At 64.6% G+C, this 24,521-nt stretch carries 24 protein-coding genes; 4 read left to right on the top strand and 20 right to left on the bottom strand.

The features are described from left to right. The first annotated feature begins 17 nt into the window (after positions 1 to 17). A complete protein-coding gene (gene ytfE, locus PMI20_RS20685; RefSeq protein ID WP_007927479.1) occupies positions 18 to 734 on the top strand; it encodes an iron-sulfur cluster repair protein YtfE in 717 nt (238 codons plus the stop codon). A 41-nt stretch (positions 735 to 775) separates the two neighbouring features. On the opposite strand, the gene PMI20_RS20690 is transcribed toward ytfE, so the two are convergent. Then, positions 776 to 1,216 carry a hypothetical protein gene (locus PMI20_RS20690; RefSeq protein ID WP_007927478.1) on the bottom strand — a complete coding sequence of 147 codons (441 nt, stop codon included), beginning with the start codon at positions 1,214 to 1,216 and terminating at the stop codon, positions 776 to 778. A gap of 29 nt (positions 1,217 to 1,245) precedes the next feature. Further along, on the bottom strand, positions 1,246 to 2,436 hold the full coding sequence (locus tag PMI20_RS20695; protein WP_007927477.1) for an NnrS family protein: 1,191 nt from the start codon (positions 2,434 to 2,436) through the stop codon (positions 1,246 to 1,248). Between the two features lie 572 nt (positions 2,437 to 3,008). Between PMI20_RS20695 and PMI20_RS20700 the strand changes: the two genes are divergently transcribed. After that, positions 3,009 to 3,692 (top strand): Crp/Fnr family transcriptional regulator, encoded by a 684-nt coding sequence (locus PMI20_RS20700; protein ID WP_007927475.1) that lies wholly within the window; start codon positions 3,009 to 3,011, stop codon positions 3,690 to 3,692. Then, on the top strand, positions 3,689 to 3,883 hold the full coding sequence (locus PMI20_RS20705; RefSeq protein WP_007927472.1) for a hypothetical protein: 195 nt from the start codon (positions 3,689 to 3,691) through the stop codon (positions 3,881 to 3,883). The genes PMI20_RS20700 and PMI20_RS20705 overlap by 4 nt, the downstream gene beginning before the upstream one ends. 130 nt (positions 3,884 to 4,013) lie before the next feature. On the opposite strand, the gene PMI20_RS20710 is transcribed toward PMI20_RS20705, so the two are convergent. The 11 genes from PMI20_RS20710 to PMI20_RS20760 form a co-directional block, all read right to left on the bottom strand. Further along, positions 4,014 to 5,849: a nitric oxide reductase activation protein NorD gene (locus PMI20_RS20710; protein ID WP_284169002.1), complete on the bottom strand. Its 1,836-nt coding sequence runs from the start codon at positions 5,847 to 5,849 to the stop codon at positions 4,014 to 4,016. A gap of 393 nt (positions 5,850 to 6,242) precedes the next feature. Continuing rightward, positions 6,243 to 7,667 carry a cbb3-type cytochrome c oxidase subunit I gene (locus PMI20_RS20715; RefSeq protein WP_007929129.1) on the bottom strand — a complete coding sequence of 475 codons (1,425 nt, stop codon included), beginning with the start codon at positions 7,665 to 7,667 and terminating at the stop codon, positions 6,243 to 6,245. A gap of 3 nt (positions 7,668 to 7,670) precedes the next feature. Continuing rightward, positions 7,671 to 8,111 (bottom strand): c-type cytochrome, encoded by a 441-nt coding sequence (locus tag PMI20_RS20720; RefSeq protein WP_007929128.1) that lies wholly within the window; start codon positions 8,109 to 8,111, stop codon positions 7,671 to 7,673. A 97-nt stretch (positions 8,112 to 8,208) separates the two neighbouring features. Beyond that, positions 8,209 to 8,475, bottom strand: a complete 267-nt coding sequence (locus PMI20_RS20725) for a cytochrome C oxidase subunit IV family protein (protein WP_007929127.1) — start codon at positions 8,473 to 8,475, stop codon at positions 8,209 to 8,211. Positions 8,476 to 8,485: 10 nt separating this feature from the next. Then, the gene (locus tag PMI20_RS20730) at positions 8,486 to 9,085 is read right to left on the bottom strand and encodes a cytochrome c oxidase subunit 3 (protein WP_007929126.1); all 600 of its coding nucleotides are present in this window, start codon (positions 9,083 to 9,085) and stop codon (positions 8,486 to 8,488) included. Beyond that, positions 9,069 to 9,860, bottom strand: a complete 792-nt coding sequence (locus PMI20_RS20735; protein ID WP_007929125.1) for a CbbQ/NirQ/NorQ/GpvN family protein — start codon at positions 9,858 to 9,860, stop codon at positions 9,069 to 9,071. Before PMI20_RS20735 ends, PMI20_RS20730 begins: the two co-directional genes overlap by 17 nt. A 142-nt stretch (positions 9,861 to 10,002) precedes the next feature. Beyond that, positions 10,003 to 11,361: an oxygen-independent coproporphyrinogen III oxidase gene (locus PMI20_RS20740; protein ID WP_007929124.1), complete on the bottom strand. Its 1,359-nt coding sequence runs from the start codon at positions 11,359 to 11,361 to the stop codon at positions 10,003 to 10,005. Between the two features lie 92 nt (positions 11,362 to 11,453). Beyond that, positions 11,454 to 11,897 (bottom strand): CopD family copper resistance protein, encoded by a 444-nt coding sequence (locus tag PMI20_RS20745; protein ID WP_007929123.1) that lies wholly within the window; start codon positions 11,895 to 11,897, stop codon positions 11,454 to 11,456. Positions 11,898 to 11,901: 4 nt separating this feature from the next. Continuing rightward, entirely contained in the window at positions 11,902 to 12,147 is a 246-nt protein-coding gene (locus tag PMI20_RS20750) for a MoaD/ThiS family protein (RefSeq protein ID WP_007929122.1), read from the bottom strand. After that, complete coding sequence (gene moaC / locus PMI20_RS20755) at positions 12,144 to 12,629, bottom strand: cyclic pyranopterin monophosphate synthase MoaC (RefSeq protein ID WP_007929119.1); 486 nt, start codon at positions 12,627 to 12,629, stop codon at positions 12,144 to 12,146. Before moaC ends, PMI20_RS20750 begins: the two co-directional genes overlap by 4 nt. 177 nt (positions 12,630 to 12,806) lie before the next feature. Next, complete coding sequence (locus PMI20_RS20760; protein WP_007929116.1) at positions 12,807 to 14,180, bottom strand: hypothetical protein; 1,374 nt, start codon at positions 14,178 to 14,180, stop codon at positions 12,807 to 12,809. A 56-nt stretch (positions 14,181 to 14,236) separates the two neighbouring features. Between PMI20_RS20760 and PMI20_RS20765 the strand changes: the two genes are divergently transcribed. Continuing rightward, positions 14,237 to 15,889, top strand: a complete 1,653-nt coding sequence (locus PMI20_RS20765) for a hypothetical protein (protein WP_007929112.1) — start codon at positions 14,237 to 14,239, stop codon at positions 15,887 to 15,889. 467 nt (positions 15,890 to 16,356) lie between these two features. Here PMI20_RS20765 and PMI20_RS20770 read toward each other — a convergent pair whose 3' ends face one another. The 7 genes from PMI20_RS20770 to PMI20_RS20800 form a co-directional block, all read right to left on the bottom strand. Then, on the bottom strand, positions 16,357 to 17,022 hold the full coding sequence (locus tag PMI20_RS20770) for a DUF4225 domain-containing protein (RefSeq protein ID WP_081502458.1): 666 nt from the start codon (positions 17,020 to 17,022) through the stop codon (positions 16,357 to 16,359). A gap of 35 nt (positions 17,023 to 17,057) precedes the next feature. Then, positions 17,058 to 17,552 carry an Hcp family type VI secretion system effector gene (locus PMI20_RS20775; protein ID WP_007929110.1) on the bottom strand — a complete coding sequence of 165 codons (495 nt, stop codon included), beginning with the start codon at positions 17,550 to 17,552 and terminating at the stop codon, positions 17,058 to 17,060. Between the two features lie 209 nt (positions 17,553 to 17,761). Further along, on the bottom strand, positions 17,762 to 20,242 hold the full coding sequence (locus tag PMI20_RS20780; RefSeq protein ID WP_284169019.1) for a TonB-dependent siderophore receptor: 2,481 nt from the start codon (positions 20,240 to 20,242) through the stop codon (positions 17,762 to 17,764). A 103-nt stretch (positions 20,243 to 20,345) separates the two neighbouring features. After that, positions 20,346 to 21,305 (bottom strand): FecR domain-containing protein, encoded by a 960-nt coding sequence (locus PMI20_RS20785; RefSeq protein ID WP_007923437.1) that lies wholly within the window; start codon positions 21,303 to 21,305, stop codon positions 20,346 to 20,348. Next, on the bottom strand, positions 21,302 to 21,823 hold the full coding sequence (locus tag PMI20_RS20790; protein ID WP_007923435.1) for a sigma-70 family RNA polymerase sigma factor: 522 nt from the start codon (positions 21,821 to 21,823) through the stop codon (positions 21,302 to 21,304). Before PMI20_RS20790 ends, PMI20_RS20785 begins: the two co-directional genes overlap by 4 nt. A 187-nt stretch (positions 21,824 to 22,010) precedes the next feature. Beyond that, positions 22,011 to 23,336 (bottom strand): LLM class flavin-dependent oxidoreductase, encoded by a 1,326-nt coding sequence (locus tag PMI20_RS20795; RefSeq protein ID WP_007923433.1) that lies wholly within the window; start codon positions 23,334 to 23,336, stop codon positions 22,011 to 22,013. 222 nt (positions 23,337 to 23,558) lie between these two features. After that, the gene (locus tag PMI20_RS20800; protein ID WP_238543408.1) at positions 23,559 to 24,521 is read right to left on the bottom strand and encodes a fimbrial protein; all 963 of its coding nucleotides are present in this window, start codon (positions 24,519 to 24,521) and stop codon (positions 23,559 to 23,561) included.

Here is a 24,521-nt window from a genome sequence, read left to right on the forward strand (position 1 = left end):
ACAACAAGGAAAACCTGATGACCCCGACACTGCTGGAACGACCCGGTCTTGCCCGACAAGACGCTTCGCAGCCCAACCTCCTGGAACAAAGCCTCGGCCAACTGGCCTGCGACATCCCCGGCGCCAGCCGGGTGTTTCATGAGTTCAACCTGGACTTCTGCTGCGGCGGGCAGAAAACCCTGCGCGACGCCGCCCTCGGCAAAGGCCTCGACCCCGTGCAGATCGCCGAGGCCCTGCACCTGCTGCAAGACAGCGACGCCCGGCGACACGACTGGCGCGATGAACCGAGCGAGGCGCTGATCGCCCATATCCTCACCCGCTACCACGCCCGCCACCGCGAACAGTTGCCGGAACTGATCCGCCTGGCCTGTCGCGTGGAGCAAGTGCATGGCGCCCGCGACACCTGCCCCAACGGCCTGGCCGATCACCTGCGGGACATGCAGCAGGAACTCGAAGGCCACATGCTCAAGGAAGAACAGGTGCTGTTCCCGATGCTGCAACAGGGCCTGGGCCGCCGGGCGGCGCCGCCGATCCATGTGCTGCGCCTGGAGCACGAGCAACATGGCGAGGCCTTGGAAAAACTGCTGGTGCTGACCGACCACATCACCCCGCCCACCGATGCCTGCAACACCTGGCGCGCGCTGTACCGCGGGTTGAGCGAATTTCGCGACGACCTGATGCAGCACATCCATCTGGAAAACAACGTGCTGTTCGCCAACGCCCTGAACGCTTGACCCCCGCCCCTGCGTGCCAGCCCGGTGGCTGGCACGTTCATTCAGCCATGCCAATAGAACATCGCCTTGGCCAGGACCACGATCAGCAGCATGTGCCCCAGCACGCTGCGGCGGATCCAGCAGGCGCGGCCGGCGCTCAGCCGCGCGGTCTTGAGCCAGTACGCCAGCAGCAGATAATGGCCGATGATGCTCAGGGCCAGGACGATCTTCAGGCTCAACAGGCTGGCGAAACTGCTGCTCAAGGGCTGGCCCAAGGCCCCGCGATGCTGCCAGGCCAGGCCGATACCGGCGCCGTACAACAGCAGCACCACGCCATGCAGGACCTTGCGCGAACGCACCGCGATGGCCTGGTCCGCCGCCACCTGGGCGTCCGTCGCCAGTTGCCGGCGCGCCGTGTGCCAGATGCACACCTCGAAGAACAGCGTGCCGATAAAACCGATGGCCGCCAGCAGGTGGATAACCACTAACCAGGGATAAATCATTGCCCTTCTCCTTGCTCCGCATTCAGGGCTCAGCCCGGGTGCCCGTCGACCCGCGCCCGCAGCAGCATCGGCCCGTAGCGCCAGACGTACAGGGCAAAGGCCAGGGCCCAGCACAGGCCCGCCAGCCACAACGCCGCCACCGGCAGCCAGAGCACCAGCAGTACCCGGCTGAGGCAGGCCAGATTGAGCAGGATGAACGCCAGGGTCATGCCCGCTGGCGGCTCCAGCGGCCGCCCGGTATGGCCCAGGCTGACCCGGGCGATCATCGCCAGGATCAGCCCGGCCATGGCGCCGACGGTCAGGCCGTGCACGGCCAGGCTGGGGTTCAGCGGCGCGCCGAAATGCCACAGCGCCATGCCCAGGCACGCCAGCGCCAGCCAGCCGTAGGCCAGGTGCAGCGACCACAGCAGCGGCACGCGCCACAGCCCGCGGTCCTGCCAGCGCCACAACCGCAGCAGATGCGCGGCCGCCAGCAGCAGGAACAGCGCGCCAACCCAGGTATTGGCGATAAGCGCCGGCCCGGCGGCATACAGCAGCGCCACCAGGGCCGAGCCCGCCAGCAGCAAATAGTCGAGCCATGGCCAGGGCGCCACGGCCGCGACCCGACCGAGGCCGCGCTGGGTGAAAAACGGAATCACCCGCCCGCCGATCAGGCTCATCATCGCCGCCACCAGCCACAGGCCACTCAGCACGCCCTGGCGCTGCCAGCCTTCGTGGCCTTGCAGCAGGCCGGCCACCGACAGGCCGTCCGCCGCGGCGAGCAACAGCAGCACCAGGACAATCGGGTAGTTGCGCTGCTGGCGCACCTTCCACAGCATGCGGCCCATCAACCCGGCCAGCGCCAGGGGAAACCCCAGTTCCAGCACGGCCAGCAACGGCCAGGGCGCACTGCCCAGCCAGGCCAGGCGCGCGGCCAGCCAGAGCAAGGCCAGGGCCGCCAGCGGCTTGCCGCTCAGGCCCGGCTGGCCGGTCCAGGTCTGCGCCGCGGTCAGCAGGAAGCCGGCGATGATCGCCAGGCCGAAACCGAACAGCAGTTCGTGGCGGTGCCAGCCCAGCCAGCCTCCCGCCGGTTGCCAGTCGCCCAGGGCGCCCTGCAGCGCCGCCAGCCACAGCGGCACCACCAGCAGCGCCAGGACACAACCGGCGAGGAAAAACGGCCGGAAGGCCAGGCGTAACAGCGGCACGATTGCCATCGCCGCACGACGCTCAAGTACTTGCATCAAGCCCACTCCTTTACCCAGCGTGCGACCCGGCGACGGTCGACACGCGGCGAATGAAATCCCCGGCCATCATCGGCCATTGGCGCGCCCTTGCCGTTGTCGCAAATCAAGCTTGCCCGGGATGCAGCGGGCTGTTGTGCCCGCTGTCCTGTCTGGCAGTGCAAGGGCCGTGCCCCGGGGTCCGATCACCACCAGGAACGGCCATAAGCCGGCGGGCCGGGGTTGCGGCCGGCGCGGTGCCGGGGCTCGCCTTACAGCGCGAGGGTCAAAATGACCATTCGCTAGTCATTTACACCCGAAATCGCCAGGTCTTTTTGACCATGCAGCCGCAGATCCCCCGCCTACAGGGGCCCTGGCGCCTGGCCCGGGTCTTGCTGAACACAGGGCACCCAAATCCCTCCCAAATGACCGGAGCCACCATGAATACCGCCGGAGCCACCCTGAAAAAGACCCTCCAGCCACTGACGTGGTTTGTCGTCCTGGGCGCGATCCTGGCCCTCGCCAGCCGCGTCGCCCTGGGCCTCGTCTGAACCACGGCAGCACCTTTCCCCCAGCCATAAGGATGAATATTCATGGTGCTACATCGCGTGCATCACCAGATCCTGCGCAGCCATCACCTGTTCGAGCCCCTGAACGAGGAACAGCTGGACGAGCTGATGGCGGCCAGCCAGTTGCTCAGCCTCGACAAGGGCGACCCGCTGTTCCGCCAGGGCGAGCCGGCCGAAGCTTTCTATTTCGTGATCGCCGGCGCGGTGAAGGTCTACCGCCTGACGCCGGATGGGCAGGAAAAAGTGCTCGAGGTCATCGGCCCGCGCCAGACCTTCGCCGAGGCGATGATGCTGATGGACACGCCGGACTATGTGGCCTGCGCCGAAGCCATCGGCCCGACCCAGCTCTATCGGCTGTCCAACGACACCTACCTGCGGCTGCTGCAAAGCAACAGCCGCCTGACCTTCGCCCTGCTCGGCAAGCTCTGCGTGCGCCTGCACCAGCGGGTCGACGAGATCGAAACCCTGTCGCTGAAGAACGCCACCCACAGGGTAGTGCGTTATCTGCTGACGCAACTGATGCAGTTGCAACCGGTGGAGCGCCAGTTCGAACTGCCGATGGCCAAGCAGTTGATCGCCGGCCACCTGGCGATCCAGCCGGAGACCTTCTCGCGGATCATCCGGCGCCTGATCGATGAAAAGATCATCAGCCAGGACGGCCGCCAGATCGTCATTCTCGACCGTCCGCGGCTGGAGCAATTCGAATGAGCGCCGGGCCGGTCTGCCTGTATTGCCAAGGCCCCAACCCGCCCGGGCAAACCTCCTGCCGCCATTGCGGCATGCCCCTGCCGGCCACCGCAGCGCACGCCGAACAACGCCGGTTGCGGCGCTTCGGATTGTTCTGTATTGGCCTGACGATCTTTTGCGTGGCGATGTTTTTCTGGTTGCCGCGTTCCTAGCGGACGCTTTTGCCTGAAACACCGTTGCGGCCGCTACGTCGGAATGCCTGCACATCTGGTTTGCCTGGAACATTGAACCCTTCCCCCTCAGCTGCCCTGGCCGGCGAAGGTGTCCCAGGCGGCGGGCGCCTCAAGGCTGGGTCAGCTGCCGATACAACTGCGGCAGACGCAGCGGCAGTTGCTCGGGCCGGCGGATCAGGGTGTAGCCATTGACGCCGAACAGGTACGGCAGGTAAGCCGCGGCCTCGCGGTCGATGGTGATGCAGAACGGTGTCAGCCCCTGGCGCCGCGCTTCCAGTACCGCCTCGCGGGTGTCCTCGACGCCATAACGGCCTTCGTAGAGGTCCAGGTCGTTGGGCTTGCCGTCGGTCAATAACAGCAACAGCTTGCGCTGGCGCTTGCAGTTGCCGAGCAGGCGCGTGGCCTGGCGAATCGCCGCGCCCATGCGCGTGTAGAAACCCGGCTTGAGCCCCAGGATGCGCCCGCGGGTATGGTCGTCGTAACGCTGGTCGAAGGCCTTGAGTTCCTGCATGCGCACCTGCTGGCGGCGCAACGAGGAAAACCCGTACAGGGCAAAGTCATCACCGAGGCCAGCCAGGGTTTCGCCGAACAGCAGCAGGCTGTCGCGGATCACCTCGATCACCCGGTGCTCGTCGTTGAGGTGGGCGTCGGTGGACATCGAGACATCGGCCAGCAACAGGCACGCCAGGTCGCGCCGGGTCTGGCGCTGCTCCATGAACAGGCCGCGCTCGGCACAGGCGCCATGGGCGCGCTCGACGTGAAAATCCAGCCAGGCCTGCAGGTCCAGTTCCGAACCCTGGGGCTGCTGGCGCAACCATTGGCGCTCGTTGCGCAACTGCTGGAACTGCCGCCGCAACAACTGCGCCGACGGTTTCAGACGCAACGGCAGCGGCTGCGCCTGGCAATCGCGCGGCACCAGCATCTGCAGGTTGACGAAGTGCTCTTGCAGGCGGCCCTTGCGGTAGTCCCATTCCGGCAGGTGGATGCCCTCGCCCAGGGGAATGTCGTCGACGTCGGCCGGCGGCAGGTCGAGGTGCAGCTTGAGGCCGCCGCCCTTGCGCAGGCGGGTGCGCGACAGGGTCAGCTCATCCAGGTCGGCGGCGACCCGGGCTGCGTCCGGGTCTTGGCTGTCGTCGGCCCAGCGGTCGAGGTCCACATGCTCGGTCCAGCTGAACAGGTTCTCCAGGCGCACGATCAGCAGGCCGCCGTCGCGGCTGTGGTCCTCGACCCGGCTGGCGCGCTTGCGCCCGCCCGCCTGCTCGCCGGCAGCGGTGGCCAGGTCCTCCGCCGAGTCCTCCAGATCGGCGGCCAGCGGGCTGGCCAGGTGCAGCGGCGGGTACAGCCACAGCGGCACGGGCCAGGCCGCGCGTTCGCTGCGGGGAAACTCGGCGACACTGCCGGGCTCGCGCAGGGCCTGGCACAGGGCGCGCTCCAGCGCGGCCTCGGGACGGCTCAGCGAGGTTGGATCGGGGCGCAGTTGCAGGTACGCCTCCACCAGCCGCCGGTAGCGCTCACGCAACGCCGGGTAGCGTTGCAGCAGGCGCCGGGTCCAGCGCTGATTGTCCCGGCCCCAATGGCGCATCGGCCCGGACTGCGCCGCCAGCAGGGCCAGCCAGCGATACAGCTCCTCGTTCAACGCCGCCTCGGGGAACACCGCGAGGCTGGCCGGCAGGCGCAGGTTGTCGGTGTCGCACCAGGCCAAGGGCGTTTGCCGGCAGGTGCCGGCGATCTGCTGCAACAGGCTGCGGCGCAACAGCAGGTCGCGCTCGCTGGCCGCCTCGACGCCGCGGCCGGCGCCGCCCATGGCCCGCAACAGCAGGGCCAGGGAACGTTGGCGCGGCGCCAGCTCGATTCGCGCCTCGGGAAAGTCCACGCTGGCGCGACGGGTGATGAAACGATGCCAGACACTGCCGACCCACTCTTCCAGTTCCAGGGTAAAGGCCATGGAGCCTCCTTTTTCGAATGCAGGAAAACGGTGCGCTGTAGCCGCTGCCGAGCCCGCAAGGCTGCGAACGAGATGGGCGGCATTCCGACGTAGTCCTCGCAAAACTTGCGCGCGCGGTTTGCCGGAAAGACCGCATGGCCCGGCTTGCGGCCGCTGCGCAGCCGATCGCAGCCTCGCTGCGCTCGACAGCGGCTACATAGACCGTCGTCGTGCGTTGTTCTGTAGCCGCTGCCGAGCCTGCGAGGCTGCGTTCGAGGACGTAGTCCTCGCAAAACCTGCGCGCGCGGTTTACCGGAAAGACCGCATGGCCCGGTTTGCGGCCGCTGCGTCGGAATGCCGCCCAAACCGATCGCAGCCTCGCTGCGCTCGGCAGCGGCTACAGGCGGCTACATATCAAGGGGTCACAGAGGTGGCGACGCGCAAGGCGGCGCGGCCGCGCTGGCGGAAGCTCAGCAGGTAGCACAGCAGCCCGGCGAAGAACCCCAGCCCGCTGACCAGGCGTGCCCAGAACAGCCCATTGAGATGCTCCACCGTGGCCATGAACGGCATCGCCGTGCCGTCCTCGGCCCAGCGTTGCAGCAGCACCTGGACCACGCCGGCGGCGGTGAGCAACAGGGTGATCATCACCATCGACAGGGTCATCAGCCAGAAGCCCCAGACTTCCAGGGTCTGCGAGCGCTCGTCCGCCGCTTCGCCGAGCCCGCGCAGGCGCGGCATGGCGTAGCTGATCAGGGTCATGACGATCATCGCGTAGGCGCCGTAGAACGCCAGGTGGCCGTGGGCCGCGGTCAGTTGCGTGCCGTGGGTGTAGTAGTTGACCGGCGCCAGGGTATGCAGGAACCCCCAGACCCCGGCGCCGAAAAACGCGGTCACCGTGGTGCCCTTGGCCCACAGCGTGGCGGCGCGGTTGGGGTGCTGGCGGCGGCGGTTCTTCACCAGGCTGAAGGCGAAGATCACCATGGCCAGGAACGGCAGCGGCTCCAGGGCCGAGAAGATCGAGCCGACCCACAGCCAGACCTCGGGCGCGCCGATCCAGAAGAAGTGGTGGCCGGTGCCGATGATCCCGCTGATCAGCGCCATGGCGATGATCACGTAGAGCCATTTCTCCACCACTTCGCGGTCCACGCCGGTGACCTTGATCAGCACGAAGGCCAGCATCGCGCCCATGATCAGCTCCCACACACCCTCCACCCACAGGTGCACCACCCACCACCAGTAGAACTTGTCGCGGGCCAGGTTGGCCGGGTTGTAGAAGGAGAACAGAAAGAACACCGCAAGGCCGATCAGCCCGGTCATCATCACCATGCTGACCGTGGTCTTGCGGCCTTTGAGCAGGGTCATGCCGATGTTGTAGAGAAAGCCCAGGCACACCAGCACAATGCCCATCTTGGTGATGGTCGGCTGCTCGAGGAACTCGCGGCCCATGGTCGGCAGCAGCTCGTTGTGGGTCAGCCGGGCCAGGCCCGCGTAGGGCACCAGCAGGTAGCCGAGGATGGTCAGCACGCCGGCGGCGGCGAACACCCAGAACAGCAGCAGCGCCAGTTTCGGGCTGTGCAGTTCGCGGTCGGCCTCTTCCGGGATCAGGTAGTAGGCCGCGCCCATGAAGCCGAACAGCAGCCAGACGATCAGCAGGTTGGTGTGGACCATGCGCGCCACGTTGAAGGGAATGATCGGGAACAGGAAATCGCCGATCACGTATTGCAGGCCCATGATCAAACCGAACAGCACCTGGCCGAGGAACAGCATCAGGGCAAACACGAAGTAGGGTTTGGCCACGGCCTGCGAGGCGAATTTCAGGTGTGGATTGGCAAGACGCATCGTTCAGCCCTCCTTGTTTGGCGGCCAGCCATTGGTATTGATCTTCGAACTCCACTTGAGGAATTCGGCGATGTCGTCGACCTCCTGCGGGCTCAGGTTGAATTGCGGCATGGCCCGGCGTCCGGGTACGCCCAGGGGTTGCATCTTCATCCAGGCTTGCAGGAAGGGCTTGAAGCCCTCCTCGCCGCCGCGACGCTGGAACACGTTGCCCAGCTCCGGCGCGAAGTAGGCGCCCTCGCCCAGCAGCGTGTGGCAGCCGATGCAGTTGTTCTGTTCCCAGACCGTCTTGCCGCGCACCACCGCCGCGCTCAACAGCGCGTCGTTGCTGCGTACGGGAAAGGTCTGCTCCGTGTGATAGGTCAAGGCCAGGAAGATCAGGAAGAAGAACACGCTTCCCCCGAAATAGATGTTCCTGGCCATGCCTTTGGTGAAGTTCTGCGACATGCTCGCTTCCTCTTGGCTTGGCCCGGCCATGATAGGAAGCGCGGGGCGTAAACCTGCTTGATGGCAATCAAGAAACGCCGATGGTTTTACTCGGGTATTACCGGCCCAGACTGAGGATCAACCCCAGCAGCAAGGCCAGCGCCAGCGGCCAGCCGAGCAGCAGCCAGCGCCACAGGCGCGGCCCGTGGCGCAGCTCCATGAAGCCGTCGGCGATCAGCCAGGCCTTGGCCACCGCCAGCAGCAGGATCAGCAGCGCCAACCCGCGCGGCGCGCCCGGCCCCAGCCAACTGCCGAGCCACACCGTGCCGACGCTGAGACCGACCAGGGCGACCCAACAGCTCAGCAAGAACCTGCCAGCGGACATGCGCACCTCGTCAATCCGGAACGTAGACCAGCGGAAACAGCAGCACCCAGACCAGATCGACCATGTGCCAGTAGAGCACCCCGGATTCGAAACCCGAGCAGTTGTCGGCGCCATAGCGGCCACGCAGGCAGCGCTGTGCCAGCCAGGCGAAAATCAGCATGCCCGGCAGCACATGGAGGAAATGAAAACCGCTGAGGATCCAGTACAGGGTAAAGAAGGTGTTGTGCTCCAGCCCCAAGCCCAGGCCCAGCAGGTGCCGGTACTCACCGAGCTTGAGCAGCAGGTAGACCGTGGCCACCAGCACGGCCGCCAGCAGCAGCGCCGCGCCCTGGCGTGGCTGCGCCCGACGCACCCGTTCCTGGGCCAGCGCCGCCAGCAGCCCGGCGCTGAGCAGGCTCAGGGTCATGGCCAGGCCGGTGGAGCTGTCGAGCAGTTGGCGGCTTTCGGCGAACAGCTGCGGCTTGAGCCGCTGGGTCACCGCGAACACGAGGATCAGGATGGCGAACACCGACAGCTCGGCGAGGATGAACAACCACATCGCCAGGTCCCCCGGCAGGTGGCGCCGCGAGGCCTCGGTGGCTGCCGCGGCGGAGTCAGCCGAAGTGCACATCGACCACGTCCATCAGCGCCGCCACCGTCACCGGGTCGTCGCTCAGGGGTTCGGCCAGGCACGCCAGGCAGGCTTCGCGCGGCGGCATGCCGGCGCCGATCATGCGCGCGGTGAAGATCAGCAGCCGGGTGGACGCCACCTCCTCCAGGTCATGCTGCTCCAGGCGGCGCAGGGCCTGCCCCAGCCCTACGATCTGCCGCGCCAGCGCAGCATCCACTTGCGCCTCGCGCTGGACGATGCGCTCCTCCTCGGCCGGCGGCGGATAGTCGAAGCGCATCGCCACGAAGCGCTGGCGGGTGCTGGGTTTCATGCCCTTGAGCAGGTTCTGGTAACCGGGGTTGTAGGACACCACCAGCATGAAGGACGGCGGCGCCCGCAGCACTACGCCGGTACGTTCCAGGAACAGCTCGCGACGGTCGTCGGCCAGGGGGTGCAGGACCACGACCGTGTCCTGACGCGCCTCGACCACTTCGTCGAGGTAACAGATGCCGCCCTCGCGCACCGCCCGGGTCAGCGGCCCGTCCTGCCACCAGGTGCCCTGGGCGCCGATCAGATGGCGGCCGATCAGGTCGGCGGCGCTGAGGTCGTCGTGGCAGGCCACGGTGTGCAGCGGCAGGTTCAGGCGGTGTGCCATGTGCTGGACAAAGCGGGTCTTGCCGCAGCCTGTGGGGCCTTTGATCAGCACCGGCATGCCGTGCCGCCAGGCCTGTTCGAACAGCGCCTGTTCATTGTTCAAGGGTTGATAGAAGGGTTCGCAAGCCGTTCCGAGATCCATGGGCTACCTGATTCACAGCGGGGTTCGGGGACCACGCTAAGGCGCCACGCAAGGGAGCGGCAAGCGAACCGGCGGGCAAACTTGATCGCCGTCAAGCGTGCCGCGCCGGGCTGCGCTCAGGCCTCGAAATAACTGCCTGCAATCAACGCTCGCAATCGGGCTCGACGCACTCGCAACCAGAGGCTTGCCCCGGGCTGTCCAGGTCCTCCTGGAACAGCTGGCAGATGCTGTCCACCTCCAGCCGGCCGGCGGGCAGGATGCTGATAAAGCGCTCCGAAAGCTCCACCAGGCCGTTCCAGCTCAGCTGTTGCAGGCGCAGCCAGGCGGACGCGAAATACTGGCGGAAGATCAGCCCGTAGCGGCTTTCGATGGCCAGGATGTCCAGCTCCAGGTCGCACGCCAGGCGCTCCATGACCAACTGCCGGACCTGGTCGCCGGCCTCGCAGCGCCAGCCGCGACGGGTCGCCAGTTGGCCCAGGTCCAGCTGTTGCAGATAGTCGTCGAGCCGCTCGCTGTTCTGCGTATACAGCTCGTCGAACTGGCTGATGGCGCCCAGGCCGAAGCCCACATGGTCGCAGTAGCCGTGGCAGGTAAACCCCTGGCAGTTGCGGCGCAGCCGGCCGCGCTCCTGGGCCATCATCAGGTCGTCGTCGGGGCGCACGAACTGGCCCAGGCCGATGTACTGGTAACCCGCCGCCAGCAGGCGCTCGAAGCAGATGCGCCGCATCGTCTCCTTGGCCTCCTGGCTGCAGGCCGCCGCGGGGCGCTCCTGGCTCTGGCGCCGGTAGCGCAACGGCGGCTGGGCGTAGTCGAACACCTGCAGGCGGTCGGGCTCCAGCTCGATCAGGGTGCCCAGCTTCAAGGCGAAGCTCGAAGGGGTCTGCCAGGCATGGCCATACCCCAGGTCGACATTCACCGAGCGATAGCCAAAGGTCCGCGCCGCATCGATCAGCGAATGGATGGGCGCCGGGTTCTGGTAGCAGGCCACCGACAACTGGCTGTCGCTGCCGATATCCGGCACTCCGATATTGACCTGATTGAACCCCTGGTCGCGAAGCAGGCCCATGGTCGCCCAGTCGGTGTGGTGCAAGTCGACGTCGATGCTGTAGTCGCCGCAATCGTGTTCGAGGAAGTGAAAGCGCTGGCGCAGGTGCTGCATCAAGCGTTGCAGCTGCGCCGCCTCCGGGGTGCCGCCGCCCAGGTGGAACTGCTCGATACGCTGCTCCGGCGCCAGGTGGCAGCCCACCAGGTCGATCTCGCGTTCCAGCCGCCGCAGGTAGCTTTCGCCAGCGTCCACCGGCGTGCCCGCCAGGCGCGGCGGGAACTGCACGTTCAAGGACAGCGGCCGGCGCTTCTGCCGGCTGTTGCGCAATGCCCGCAGCAGGTCCAGGGAGCCGATGCCGCCGTGAAAGCGGCGGGTGTCGACATGGCAGTTGGGGTCGAGCACACCTTGATCGCGTCGAACGACCGGCTCGCTGCGGTGCGGGAGTAGATCGGGCATGACTGGGCTCCATGGCTGGCGGTGGAGGGTCAGTGTCCGGCGTTAACGCCCGGGGCTCCTTGACTTGCATCAAGCGTGGGGTCGGCGCCGACCTACCAGTTCAGGTAGAACATGCCCTTGGCCAGCAGCACGATCAGCAGCATATGGCCGAACAGGCTGTGATGGATAAAGCGCGAATAGCGGGCATTCATGCGCCCGCTCCGGAACAGCAGCATGGCCACCAGGAAATGCCCGAGCACGCTGGCGGCCAGCAGGATCTTGAGCAGCAGCAAGGTGCCGAACGACGACGCCAAGGGCGCTGCCAGCACCGGCAGATAACGCGCCCAGACCATGCCCAGCCCGGCACCGAACAGCACCAGCAGCACCCAGGGCATCAGCTGGCGGGCACGGCCGGCGATACCCTGTTCGAGCAGCACCATAAGCTTGGCCGGCAGTTGCTGGCGGATGTGTTCCAGGAACAGCACTTCGAAAAACACCGTGCCGATGAAGACCAGCGCGGCGAACAGGTGCAGAGTGAGCAGCAGCGGATAGATCATCGCTTCAGCCTCCGGTCACCGTAGGGAAAAACGCCACCTCGTCGCCGTCGTCCAGCGCCTCGTCGAGCCCGCACAGGTCCTGGTTGCGGGCACACATCAGGCTCGGTTCGTCCAGCACCCGCCAGATACCGCAGCGGCTCGCCAGGTGCCGGCGCAGGTGCTCGAGGCAGGCGAAATCGCCTTCGACCACCTCGCTCGCGCAGCCCAGGGTTTCCCGGTAGCGGGAGAAATACTGCACCTGCAGCCTCATGCCGACGGCGCCTGGTAATCGCCACTCTTGCCCCCGGACTTGCGCAACAGCCGGATCGATTCGATATGCATGCCGCGGTCCACCGCCTTGCACATGTCGTACAGCGTCAGGGCGGCGACGCTGGCGGCGGTCAGCGCCTCCATCTCGACCCCGGTCTGCCCGGCCAGCTTGCAGCGCGAAACGATGCGCACGCGATGCTCATCCTCGAGGCTCAACTCGACCACCACGCTGCTCAGCAGCAACGGATGACAGAGCGGGATCAGCTCGCTGGTGCGCTTGGCCGCCTGGATGCCGGCGATGCGCGCTACCGCGAACACATCGCCCTTGGGATGCCCACCGCCGACGATCAGCCGCGCGGTCTCGGCGCGCATATGCACCCAGGCCTCGGCCACCGCCTCGCGAAAGCTCACAGGTTTATCGGTGACATCGACCATGCGCGCACGGCCGAGGGAATCGAGGTGGGTCAGTACCGCGTCGTTCATGGACAAGAAGCCTTGTGGTTTCGACTAAGGATGCGATGGGCTCGGACCAGACGGAATCGCCCCGGCCTCGCACGTTGCCGCGAGACTACCGCCCCACCCCGCTGGCGCGGTTGACGTCAATCAAGAAAGCCACAAGTCCCCGAGAGGGTCGTCATCACCCCATTCACTGTGTAAGGCCTAAAGAGCGACCGCACCCATGATCCGCCGCTTCAATCGCGATAACCCGCAAGCCGCAGGTAGCGTTCGCCTTCCGATTGCAGCTGCGCATCGCTTGCCGCCAACTGGGCCTGAGCTTCGGCCAGGTTTTTCCGGCAACCATCCCAGCGGCAATCCGGCAGCTGTTTGCTCAGTGAGTTGGACGACACATTCGCGGCGCTCGCCTCCAATCGCTCGCCATTGCTCCAATCCATCCGCCACTCGGTGTCGGGCAAGTGTTCGGCACCGTTGCCGTAATGCAATTGCCCGCGGTAGCGCATCAGCTTGCCTGCAAAGAACAGCCAGGTTTCGCGCTTGACCGCTACCTGCCCCTCGATCGCCCGCTTCGGCCAGCAGTTCCACCTGCGCGAGGGGACCGCTTTGGGTCAGATGCAACAACACACCCTTGGGCGCGTTGTAGTGCTTCAAGCCGTACCAGCGCGGTGTGCTGTCCGGCATCACGACGGTGCTGATGCGTTCCTTGGCACTATACGAAGAGAGTCGCCTGGGAAACTGATTGAGCTTGACGGCAGCCGGCACGCGGCCGGTCCTGGCCCAGTCCGGCGATGCCTCAAGCCGCTCCTGCAGGTCCAGGCTCAAGTGCCCCGGCCATGCCAGCTGTCGCACGCTGCCGTCCGGTGCCTTCAGGTTGGCACGCAGGGTCGTCACCGCCATAGGATCGCCAGGGTGGCTATCTCCCCCTGGCGTTCTGACGGCCAGGTCCACCATCTGATAACCGGGTACATCCTGCTTCGGGAAGACCAGCGCAATACTCAGGGGTTGCTTGCGTCGCTTGGAGAACCCCCGCCGTGCCTCCCACGACAAATCGCGGGCCCAGCTTGTAAACAAGGGCTCGCGCCACAGCGCCTCCGCCGGTGCGCGCAATTCGGCATGGCTGAAGCTGTAATGCTCGGCAGGTGTTTCGGGCAACTCGAAGCGCAGCTTCAGCGGCTGCCCCGCACTGCCCTGCAACACCTGTGCGCGAACCGTCACTTGGCGCCGCACCGGCAAGCTTTCCATCTCGAAACGAGGCGCCGGGACACAGAAGGTACCGACCATGCAGGTGAACAGCTGCAAGCTGGGCCGCGTCTTCTGCGTCTTGCCCTTGCTACCGATAGAGGGGAAGTAATAGGCAACGAGCTCAGCCCCCGTCCATACTTGCGGCCACAATCGCGCCTGGGTCGATTCATCGAGGTAGGCAATGGAGCTGTCGGCCAGTTCGACCTCCAATGACAGCGACGCCGCCTGCAGGGGCACAACAGATGAGGCCTCCAGCAATGCAGCGGTCGCGATGGCGCGCCGCAGGGTCGTTCTGCTAGCCGAATTGGCGAAAAACAGGATTGTTTGAATGAGCATTCTCCCTCCATGGAAATGAAACGACACATCGATACAGCACCACTCAGGAAGCAGCAATGACCAGCATCATGGACCCCACCTTGCGCGGAACCGGCAGGATCAGCGGCGCGTTCTTCAACCCGGCGGGGGATATCGCCGCGGTGGTCTCGGAGTTTGCATTGCTGGTCAATCCGCCCGCGCGCGCGGCCTATGGCGGCACCGGCTTGCGTTATCGGCTCGGCCTGTACCGACGTGGCGAGCCGGTGCCGTTCGCCATCTTCGACGAACTGTGCCTGCCGATCAACGATGTGGGTTTCCACCCCACCCTGCCCCGCATCGTGATCGGCGCCGGCCGCTATGACGGCGGCTACCTGTTCGAAGGCGAGCTGGCGGCGTGGAACTGGCAGACCGGCCAGAGCCGTCGCCCTTTTGCCGATATCCCCGAAGTGGCGCGCTGCCGCTACGACGCCAGCGGCGAGCGGATCGAAGCCTGGGTGCGGCCATGGAACGAAGAATGGGACGGGCTGGACGACAGCGACTGGTCGGTGATCCTCGACACCCTGTTCCTGGTTCAGGCCGATGACAGCGAAGCGACCTGGGCGACCAGGACGCCGCCAGTGCTGGAACTGGACCCGGCCGCGACCGTCGCTGCCTCGGGCCTTGCCGCAGATGACCAGCGCCCACCAGCCATGCGCCTGGCCCATTGGCTGGGTCTGCCCGAGCTGGCATGCCGGGGCGCGATCCGCGATATCGCCTGGCTCGGCCCGGACCGCCTGGGCGTCACCCACGACGGCTGCCTGCTGGATATCTACGGCACGGATGGCAGCCGACTCGCTCACTATGGCGGTTCGGGCTACGGCGCCGAGATCCTGCGCGGGGCCGGCGTGCATGTGCACGGGGTGCAGGTGCAGGACGGGCCCGAGGCCTATCGCCGCGATTCCCGCTTGTATGCCCTGACAGACAACGGCCTGGTGCTGGTACAGGAATACGACGATGAATACACCTTTTCGGCTGCCCGCGACGGCCGTCTGCTGGGGCGGCGCAACCGATTGAGAAGCCCCGGTTCGAAGGCCGTCGATCTGCTGCTGGACCCCGCTCGCGACAACGTGCAGCCCGTCGATATCGGCCACTACGACTGCTTCAACCACTACATCGGCATCAGCGGCGCGCCCCATCTGTTCGCACTGCAGGGCACGCCGGCCAGTTCCCACGAACACAAGTACCTGTGCATCGTCCAACCCGACGGCACGCTGCAAAGGCTCTGGCCGCTGCTCAAGCAGGACGGCACCCGGGCCAGCCACGCCATGGAATGCCGCGGCGCTTATGTGGCGGATACCCTGGGCGCGGGCGTGGTCATCGCCGGCCAGCACTACAACCCTTCGGTCGGCGATGCGTACCAGGGCTTCATCTACCGCCGGCACCTGGAGCGCGGCCAGGAACTGTGGCGGCATCCCACCCCGGCCTCGCCCAGCGCGATCGTCCACCTGCCCGAAGCCGGCCTGGTGGCGGCGGCTTTCCTGGACGGAACGCTCATGCTGATCGATGCCCGCAGCGGGCAGCTACGGCTGAACGCCAAGGCGCGGATCGACGGTTTGCCGACCCTCATCCACGCCATGGACGCCCACGCCGGGCAACTGGCGCTGGGCACCGTGGATGGCCGGATTACGGTGCAGCCGGTCGCTGATCTGCTAGGCGCCAATGACATCCGGGGATGGGTAGAGATCGGCTGAGTCACGCCTCTCTCCAGGCCTGCACGCCCAGGTAAAAACCGATTCTCTGGGCGCGGCAGGCCGAGGTTCTCAGATCAGGACAGTGCTTCTTCGCAGTACCGAAAGAGCTCGCCCAAGGTGAATTGCGGCCACTGCGTAATCCAGAAATCATTTATTCGCATGCGCTTACTTTTGTGAAAACCACACCTTGACTTTTCGTTTAACCGGGAGCGCAAACAGATGAATAAATATGCAAGAAAAAGCAATCCACCCAATAAATGGATGCTCTGAAATTATCTCGGGCCGATGCCCCAAGAACAGAAAGTCATCATTCTGAAGAATGTCCATGTAAGGCACGACAAAAAGACCATTGAGCACCAAACAGAAATAAAACCTGGCGTAATTCAAATCGCAGCTAGAGAGGCGCACCTTCAGAAAGTAGGCAACACTAATGCCACAAGCGGCCAAAACAGGGAAAACCCACAGAATCATTTTCCTGACTCTCTGTATACCTGCATTCCTGTCTGGAAGTCGGTATATATTTCAAAACCCATCGCGCCTGCCCCCATGTTTTTATAGGATCGTACATAGTCTGCTCTGACGTATCGAAACAAGCGCCAGGCATCTGGTTTTAATACAAATCGACCAAGAGCATATGTAGACAGCCCTAAGTCGGCCGAACCATAGACCATATTTCCTTCGCGGGCCCCGTAACCGACTGCCTTGGCTGCAGCTTGATACCCCTTCCTGACTGGGCCTTCTGTATCAATGCGGTCCTCTAAAAGATTACGCCCGTTTTCATAAACGTTATTTGCTCCATGGGCCATCATCGGCACACCCGCCACAAGACACAGCGTCCCGGCCGAGCCGTAGCAGATCCCTGCGCCTGTTACAATTTGCATTGCCCCAGCGATGGTACCTGCACCTTTCTTGGCTATTTCCCAGGACTGACTCAGCAAACTGCTCTGTTCGTTTTTTATATCCGCCAGACCCTGTTCAGGACTTTTTTTGCCTTGTGCTACATCACTAACAATGCTGCTTGCGTAATAAGAAACCTCACGATTGAACTGCAAACGCAAAGTGCCATTTTTAATGTGTCGCGCACCTAGCGTGCAGGCTTGATTCGCCAGGTTTCCTGCGGCCTTGCTTACCATCCAATAATCACAACTGCCTGGCGTGCAACTCTCCCTTAAAGGTCCCACTCGTTACTCCCCCACGAGCTATGTCCGCTGGTTCCTGCTACGTGATGCGTCCAAGTAATATCGCGATAGCGAATCGCAAGATGTTCTTGAGGCTCAGCGTCGTTCTGCAAAATAATGTGAGGCATCTCAACGGTCAGGTCGGCAATAATTCCACCGCTAATTTCTACCGTGTAAAATTTTTCCTGATAACCAAATGAAGAAATTCGGTAAAAACTAATTGAACAGGCTATTTCCTCTCTGCTTGAGAGCGCTTGAGCAAGTAAGGGAGATGACTTGTCAATATTTTTTGTGACGGTAATTGGTCTGTGTGTTGGCTTATTGATATTGCCAATATTGACCATGTTGTGGCTGTAAGACAGCACCATGATTTCGTCGGTATGCGCCGCCTGGCATTTGTTGCCGATGGAGTCCTGGGTTGAGCAGCCCGCAGAAATCAGTCCTTGGGCCTTGCCGGTTATGGTCATGTAACCGTGATTAGCCATACGTGCCCCTCCTTTTAGTCAGCTGGCCATCCTATTGAAAGAAGTTACAGGCGTGTTGTAGGGAATTTCCGAAAATTGTGCAGTCCTCAGCAGCCGGTCGCTGATCTGCTGGGCGCTGGCAATACCCGGGGATGGGTGGAAATCGGCTGAGTCGGCCGCAGACAAAAACGCCACTCCCGGGAGTGGCGTTTTTTTATTGCCTGAGCGACTTAGAACTGCGCCTTGAGGGTCATGGTGAAGTTGCGTGGATCGCCGTAGTAGTTGCCGAAGCTTTCGATGCCGATGGTGGAGTAGTAGCGCTTGTCGAACAGGTTGTTGCCGTTGAGCGCCAGCGACCAGGTGTCGTCGATGCGGTAGCCGATACGGCCGTTCCACACCGCGTAGCCGGCCTGGGTGATTTTTTCGTTGGTGACCTGCGAGACCCGGAAGTTGTCACTTTGCGCGTTGACCCCGGCGCCGATGCTGAAGCGCTCGAACGCGCCATCGAGGGCATAGTCACCCCACAGGCGCAGCATATGGCGCGGCACATAGCTGTTGAACGCGGCGCCATTGAGCCCGCTGTCGATGTCGTCCAGGGTCTTGGTCTGGGTATAGGTGTAGCCGGCCAGCAGTTGCAGGCGCTCGATGACCTCGCCGCTGATTTCGGCTTCGAAGCCCTGGGCGCGGACCTTGCCGGAGTTCAGGTAGCAGTAGCCGTCCGATGACGCACAGCTGGAGTTGTAGTCAGTCTGCGCCTGGTCCTTCTGCACGGTCTGGAACAGGTTGAAGGAGCTGTTCAGGCGCCCGTCGAACCATTCGCCCTTGATCCCCAGCTCGTAACTTTCCCCCACCAGCGGCTTGAGCGCCGAGCCGCTTTGCGAGCGGTAGTTGCCCTGGGGCGTGAAGATCTCCGCGTAGCTGGCATAGGCGGTCAGGTTGTCATTGAGGTCCAGCAACAGGCCGGCAAAGGGCGTGACCTGGCCGGTCTCGGTGCTTCTGGCGTGCTCCGAAGTGCCCGAGTTGAGGAACACCGAATCGCTTTTCGAGCGGTACCAGCTGACCCGGCCGCCGACGACGAAGGTCAGGGGTTCCGCCAGCTTGAGCCGCAGGGTCGAATACAGGCCGCGCTGTTCGGTGACGGTCTTCACCGGGCCACCGCGGGTCGAGTTCTCGATGAAGTAACTGTCGTCCGGTTTCGGGATATGCCGGTCCGGATTGAACACGTTCTGCTGCTGCGGCAGGAAGGCCACCGAGAAGAAATCGTCCTTGTCCGCGCGACTGCCGTTGACCCCTACCACTAGCTCATGCTGCAGGCCGAACGCGGTGAATTTGCCATCCAGGTAGGCATCGAGGCCGTAATCGACCTGGTCGTAGTCGTACAGGCTGCCGAGCATGCCGGTGGTGTCGACGCCGGGGGTCACCGCGCCGGAAGCGAAGGCGTATTTGATGTCCTGGGTGTTCTTGGTGTAGACGCCGGCGACCTTCAGCGCCCAGTCGTCGTTGAGCTGGTGTTTGAGGTCGCCGAACACCGTGGTGCGCTTGCTGCGCCAGGTGTTCCAGGACGGGTCGAGGCAGGTCGAGCGACTGAGTTTCAGGTCGCTGCCGTCCTTGTAGCGCGGCAGGCCGCCCCAGCACGGGTTGGCGTCGACGTCTTCATAGGCGATGCCCAGGCCGAGGGTGGTGTCGGGGCTCAGGTCGAAGTCGAGCGCGCCGTAATACACCTGGTCCTTGCGACTGGCGTCGTCGATGAAGTAACGCCGGCTCTGCTCGGCCACCACCGCGCGGCCACGCAGGGTGCCGGACTGGTTGAGCGGGCCGCCGGTGTCGACCTGGCCGCGGTAGTTGTCCCAGCTGCCGCCGGACAAGGTGACTTCGGTCTGCGGCGTGCTCTGGCCGCGCTTGCGCACGAAGTTCACCCCGCCGGCGGTGCCGCCCGCGCCTTTCATCATCCCGGCGGCGCCACGGAGGATTTCCACCCGGTCGTAATAGGCCATGTCGCCGCTGAAGCTGTCGGCCTGGACATACTGGTTGCCCATGTCCAGCGGCACGCCGTCGTACTGATACTGGCCCGACATGCGAAAGCCGCGGGAGTAGAAATACTTGCCGCCCATGGTCGAGTCGTAGACGGTGATGCCCGGGGTCTTTTCCATGACCTGGTCGATGCTGTGCAGGTTCTGGTCGTCGAGCATCTTGCGGGTCATCACCGTCACCGATTGCGGGGTCTCGCGCAGCGAGTGCTGGCCCTTGCCGATGGTCACCGCCCCGGTGGTGTAGGAGCCGCTGCCCTCGGTGGTTGTCCCCAGCAATTGGCCGTCGATGTTGGTGGCGCCCAGTTCCAGCGCCGAGCCGAGCACCGGCACCGCGCGCAGCACATAGCTGCCGTTGGCCTGGGGCTCGGCGCGCAGGCCGCTGCCGCGCAGAATCCGCGCAAAACCTTCGTCGACCCCGAACTGGCCCTTGAGCCCGGGCGATTGCCGGCCCTGGGTTTGCTGCGCGTCAAAGGAAATCGCCGCCCCGGCGGCGCTGGAAAAACGGGTCAGCACATCCACCAGGCTGCCGGCGCCGATGTCGTAGGCCCGGACCTGACTCTGCTGCGCCGCGGCCCCTGTGGCCGGGTCGGCATTCGCCGAACAGGCGCTGGCCATGGTGGTTGCCAGCAAAGCGACTTTCACTGCGTTCGCCAGACGACCTGGCGCGTTCACCCGAGACATGCTCCCTCCCCCAAAACAGTCAATAACAACTCACTGAGGGATGAGCCGAACGGTGCGCTCGAAAAGTGCAGGCGCCGCAGAATTTTTTATCCAAGGCGCCTATTCAGCGCGAATCGGCCCGGGCGACCTGGACCCAGAAACGGCTGTAGCGGGTCACGCGCAAGGCAAACCCACTCTCCAGCGCCGCCAGGGCGAGGTCGGTATCGTCGATGGGAAAGACCCCGGAGACTTTCAGGTCGCCGATGGCCGGGTCCCAACGCAGCACCCCGGGGCGATAGCGCGACAGGTCGTTGAGCAGCGCCGCCAACGGCCGGTCGATGGCGATGATGCTGCCCTGCTGCCAGGCGCCCACCGAGACATCGTTGCCCCGTGGCGTGCCCAGGCTGCGCTCGTCGAACGCCAGCCGCTTGCCGGCCTCGACCCGCATCGCCGGACTGCCGCCCGGCACACTAACCTCCACCGCCTTTTCCAGCACCGCCACCTCGCCGCCCCCGGGCTGGCTGCGCACGATAAAACGCGTGCCCAGCGCCAGCACCTCGGCGTGGCGGGTGACCACCTTGAAGGGCCGCTGCAATGGATCAGGCGCGGTGCTCACCAGGATCTCGCCCCACAGCAGCTCCAGCACCCGCTGGCGCCCATCGAAGCGCAGGTTGACCGAGGTGTCGGTGTTGAGCAGCAGGCTGCTGCCGTCCGCCAGGCGCAATTCGCGGCGCTCGCCCACCCGGGTGCGGTAGTCGCACATCAGGTTCTGCGCGGCCTGGCTGCGCCAGCCCAGCCAGCCCAGGGAACCGGCGCAGGTCAGCAGCAAGGCGCTGCGCAGCACCTGGCGGCGGGAACTATTGCCGGCCTGGCTCAAGGTCGGCGCCGCCAGGGCGCCCGGCACGCTGGCCATCTGCTCGGCCACCGCGGCCATTCTCTGCCACGCCTGGCGATTCAGTGGATCGGCCACCAGCCAGTTGCCCCAGGCGGCCCGGTCGGCGTCGGTCGCGGTGCCGGAATGCAGGCGGGCATACCAGCGCGCGGCGACGCCGATGGCTTTCATTTCTTCGGCGGGCAGGCTCATGGGAGTTGCAACTGGATCTGCATCAGGCAGCAATGCTCCATGGCCTTGGCCATGTGGTTGTTCACCGTGCGCACGCTGACGCCCAACTGCTCGGCGATTTGCGGGTAGGTCAGGCCACTGAACTGCGACAGGATAAAGGTCTGCTTGACCCGCGGCCCCAGCCCTTGCAGCAGGCGGTCGATCTCCATCAGCGCCTGGAACAGGATCGCCTGTTCCTCCGGCGACGGCTGCAGGGCTTCGGGCATGGCGGCCAGCACGTCGAGGTAGGCCTGCTCCAGCGAACGCCGGCGAAACAGGTCGATCAGCAGGCCCTTGGCAATCATCGACAGGTACGAGCGCGGCTCGCGGATGTCCAGCGCGGAGCGGGCCTTGATCACCCGGACGAAGGTGTCCTGGGCCAGGTCCGCGGCATCGAAGGCGTTGCCCAGGCGCTTGCGCAGCCAGCCCTGGAGCCAACCGTGATGGTCACAATACAGATCGTTGACAGCACTGCGTAAGGACAAGTCGTTGGCGGGCATGACGATGGAATAATTCGCGACTGATAATGACTCGCATTGTCATGTACGCCATCGCGGCTTGCAACAAATACCTGTGGCCGCGGCTCCAGCCGCGTTGGAGCGACAACCTTCCCCTTCGACCTTGGGGCTGGCTGTCCTTGATCGCGCCGCGGAACCGCCCTGACGGCTAACCCGTGCAATCGCTCGCCTAGGCAAAAAACCGGTTCGCCGGACGTGGCAGCCCAAGGTTTTCACGCAAGGTGGCGCCCTCGTATTCGCGGCGGAAAATCCCCCGCCCCTGCAACTCGGGAACGACCTTGGCGACGAAGTCGTCGAGGCCGCCCGGCAGCCAGGAAAACATGATGTTGAAACCGTCGCTGCCGCGCGTCTCCAGCCATTGCTGCATGTCGTCGGCGATGCTCCGGGCGGTGCCGACAAACGACAGGCCGGCGTATCCACCGAGGCGTTGGGCCAGTTGGCGGACCGTCAGCTGTTCGCGATCGGCCAGGGCCAATACGCGCTCGCGGGCGCTCTGGCTGGCATTGGTCTCGGGAATCGGCGGCAGGAAAGCGTCCGGATCGAATTTCGTTGCGTCCGTGCCCAGGGCGATGGACAGCGAGGCAATCGCGCTCTCGTAGTGCACCAGGCTGTCGAGGTGCGCGCGGATCCGCCGCGCCTCCTCGAGGGTGTCGCCGACCACCACAAAGGCCCCGGGCAGGATCTTCAGGTGTTCGGGGTCGCGGCCGACGGCGAGCATGCGCCGCTTGATATCGGCATAGAACGCCCGGCCCTCCTCCAGCGTGCCGGGGGCGACAAAAATCACCTCCGCCGTTTCCGCGGCCAGCTGGCGCCCGGGCTCCGACGCGCCGGCCTGCACAATCACCGGCCAGCCCTGCACCGGGCGCGCGATGTGCAGCGGTCCGCGCACGTTCAGGTGGCGGCCGGCATGGTCGAGGCGGTGCAGCTTGTCCGGGTCGAAATACACCCCGCTGTCGGCATCGCGCACGAAAGCATCGTCCGCCCAGCTGTCCCAGAGCCCGGTGACCACCTCATAGAACTCCCGCGCCCGGGCATAACGCTGGTCGTGGGCAAAGGCCTGCTCCAGGCCGAAGTTCAGCGCGGCGTCGGGGTTGGCGGTGGTGACGATGTTCCAGCCGGCGCGACCGTTGCTCAAATGATCGAGGGAGGCAAAGCGCCGGGCGATATGAAACGGCTCGTCGTAGGTGGTCGAGGCCGTCGCCACCAGGCCGATGCGTTCGGTCGCCTGGCTGAGGGCGGACAACAGGGTGAAGGGTTCGAACGAGGTGGCGGTATGGCTGCGCTTCAAGGCGTCGATGGGCATGTTGAGCAAGGCCAGGTGATCGGCCATGAAAAACGCATCGAAGCGCGCCCGCTCCAGGGTCTGGGCGAAACGCTTGAGATGGGCGAAGTTGAAGTTGGCATCGCGATAGGCACCCGGGTAGCGCCAGGCGCCGGTGTGGATGCTGACCGGACGCATGAAGGCGCCCAGCTTGAGTTGGCGTTGCGCAGGCATGGCAAGCTCCTTGTGACGGCTCCTGGGTCAAGCGGCCCCGCAGCATCGACCGGGCGAACTTGGCCTGTCCAATAATCAAAGGTGCTGGCTTATGCCGTTATAGCGCAGCGCGCTGTCCGGCCCTGGACAGCCCCGCCGCCGCGGACGCCTGGAGGGCGGCAAGCATTCGCGGCGGGTTGAGGATGGCTCGGCACGCAGAAACCGCAATCGGCAGCCCAGCCTTCAAAGGTAGCTGAGGACGAAGGTCAGCGTGCCGTCGGCCTTGCCACTGGAAACCTGATTGGCAACCTGGATGTACCGGGCCGCCAGCTTCAACGAATTGATCCCGCCGCTGGCCAGCCCCATCATCTGCGGCTGCCCCAGGAGCATTGGCGTGTGGTTTGCCGTGGAAGCATTGAGTACCTGGATGCCGACCCCTGTCGCCGACTGCGCCGAAGAGGCCAACCTGATGGTCCCCGGGTAGCCACCGACCTGATAGGTATTATCCAGGGTCAGGTTGACCCTGGCTCCCGCATCGCAGCGCAGGTTGATGGAGAAGTTCTTTTCCTGCGTCATGCTGCCCGGGCCGCGAAAGCTGTTCGCATCCACCCTGCCCATCTTCACCAGGATGCTGTTCTCCATCACGAAGCAGGACGACACCGCCACATTGACCAGGGGAAAAGTGAAGGTGTTGAGCTTCTTGTCATACAGGCCACCCAGGACAGAGTCAGGGCTGCTCATCACGGAGAAGTCTGGAAATCGAAAACTCCCCCCCGCCACATCCCCCAGCTTGATCAACTCGAAGGTGTGTTGGAGCGAGTAATATTTGTCCCCTCCCAGATAGGGAAAGGCGACGCCAGTCATGGGACTGGTGCTGTTGAGATCGGTACTGCTGAACGCATAGTTTCCCAGGGGCGACGACAGGTTCCACCTCAATCCGATCCCACTGTTGCTCGTCCTGAATGCCCCACGACTGACCCCAACCGCCGCATTGGAAGACGACTTGAAGTATTGGGCATAGCTCCCGGTTGGAAAGAAGCGGTTATTACATCGAATAGGGGTCTTGACCTCCACGGACGCCAGTACGCCGCCAACCGGGACGTCCCGTTGCACAACCAGCGAGCTGGAAAAAGGAACACTGATAACAGCGGAACCTAAAGGAAGGCAGACATCGGAAAGGGCGGCGACCGAGTACGGGGAGAACAT

Source organism: Pseudomonas sp. GM17 (genome assembly GCF_000282175.2).
In the GTDB taxonomy this organism is placed as follows: Bacteria; Pseudomonadota; Gammaproteobacteria; order Pseudomonadales; family Pseudomonadaceae; genus Aquipseudomonas; species Aquipseudomonas chlororaphis.

What these genes read in the sequence shown, in the direction of transcription:
- ytfE (WP_007927479.1), top strand. Translation starts at nt 18, where the DNA reads ATGACCCCGACACTGCTGGAACGACCCGGTCTTGCCCGACAAGACGCT.
- PMI20_RS20690 (WP_007927478.1), bottom strand. Translation starts at nt 1,216, where the DNA reads ATGATTTATCCCTGGTTAGTGGTTATCCACCTGCTGGCGGCCATCGGT.
- PMI20_RS20695 (WP_007927477.1), bottom strand. Translation starts at nt 2,436, where the DNA reads ATGCAAGTACTTGAGCGTCGTGCGGCGATGGCAATCGTGCCGCTGTTA.
- PMI20_RS20700 (WP_007927475.1), top strand. Translation starts at nt 3,009, where the DNA reads ATGGTGCTACATCGCGTGCATCACCAGATCCTGCGCAGCCATCACCTG.
- PMI20_RS20705 (WP_007927472.1), top strand. Translation starts at nt 3,689, where the DNA reads ATGAGCGCCGGGCCGGTCTGCCTGTATTGCCAAGGCCCCAACCCGCCC.
- PMI20_RS20710 (WP_284169002.1), bottom strand. Translation starts at nt 5,849, where the DNA reads ATGGCCTTTACCCTGGAACTGGAAGAGTGGGTCGGCAGTGTCTGGCAT.
- PMI20_RS20715 (WP_007929129.1), bottom strand. Translation starts at nt 7,667, where the DNA reads ATGCGTCTTGCCAATCCACACCTGAAATTCGCCTCGCAGGCCGTGGCC.
- PMI20_RS20720 (WP_007929128.1), bottom strand. Translation starts at nt 8,111, where the DNA reads ATGTCGCAGAACTTCACCAAAGGCATGGCCAGGAACATCTATTTCGGG.
- PMI20_RS20725 (WP_007929127.1), bottom strand. Translation starts at nt 8,475, where the DNA reads ATGTCCGCTGGCAGGTTCTTGCTGAGCTGTTGGGTCGCCCTGGTCGGT.
- PMI20_RS20730 (WP_007929126.1), bottom strand. Translation starts at nt 9,085, where the DNA reads ATGTGCACTTCGGCTGACTCCGCCGCGGCAGCCACCGAGGCCTCGCGG.
- PMI20_RS20735 (WP_007929125.1), bottom strand. Translation starts at nt 9,860, where the DNA reads ATGGATCTCGGAACGGCTTGCGAACCCTTCTATCAACCCTTGAACAAT.
- PMI20_RS20740 (WP_007929124.1), bottom strand. Translation starts at nt 11,361, where the DNA reads ATGCCCGATCTACTCCCGCACCGCAGCGAGCCGGTCGTTCGACGCGAT.
- PMI20_RS20745 (WP_007929123.1), bottom strand. Translation starts at nt 11,897, where the DNA reads ATGATCTATCCGCTGCTGCTCACTCTGCACCTGTTCGCCGCGCTGGTC.
- PMI20_RS20750 (WP_007929122.1), bottom strand. Translation starts at nt 12,147, where the DNA reads ATGAGGCTGCAGGTGCAGTATTTCTCCCGCTACCGGGAAACCCTGGGC.
- moaC (WP_007929119.1), bottom strand. Translation starts at nt 12,629, where the DNA reads ATGAACGACGCGGTACTGACCCACCTCGATTCCCTCGGCCGTGCGCGC.
- PMI20_RS20760 (WP_007929116.1), bottom strand. Translation starts at nt 14,180, where the DNA reads ATGCTCATTCAAACAATCCTGTTTTTCGCCAATTCGGCTAGCAGAACG.
- PMI20_RS20765 (WP_007929112.1), top strand. Translation starts at nt 14,237, where the DNA reads ATGACCAGCATCATGGACCCCACCTTGCGCGGAACCGGCAGGATCAGC.
- PMI20_RS20770 (WP_081502458.1), bottom strand. Translation starts at nt 17,022, where the DNA reads ATGGTAAGCAAGGCCGCAGGAAACCTGGCGAATCAAGCCTGCACGCTA.
- PMI20_RS20775 (WP_007929110.1), bottom strand. Translation starts at nt 17,552, where the DNA reads ATGGCTAATCACGGTTACATGACCATAACCGGCAAGGCCCAAGGACTG.
- PMI20_RS20780 (WP_284169019.1), bottom strand. Translation starts at nt 20,242, where the DNA reads ATGTCTCGGGTGAACGCGCCAGGTCGTCTGGCGAACGCAGTGAAAGTC.
- PMI20_RS20785 (WP_007923437.1), bottom strand. Translation starts at nt 21,305, where the DNA reads ATGAGCCTGCCCGCCGAAGAAATGAAAGCCATCGGCGTCGCCGCGCGC.
- PMI20_RS20790 (WP_007923435.1), bottom strand. Translation starts at nt 21,823, where the DNA reads ATGCCCGCCAACGACTTGTCCTTACGCAGTGCTGTCAACGATCTGTAT.
- PMI20_RS20795 (WP_007923433.1), bottom strand. Translation starts at nt 23,336, where the DNA reads ATGCCTGCGCAACGCCAACTCAAGCTGGGCGCCTTCATGCGTCCGGTC.
- PMI20_RS20800 (WP_238543408.1), bottom strand. Translation starts at nt 24,521, where the DNA reads ATGTTCTCCCCGTACTCGGTCGCCGCCCTTTCCGATGTCTGCCTTCCT.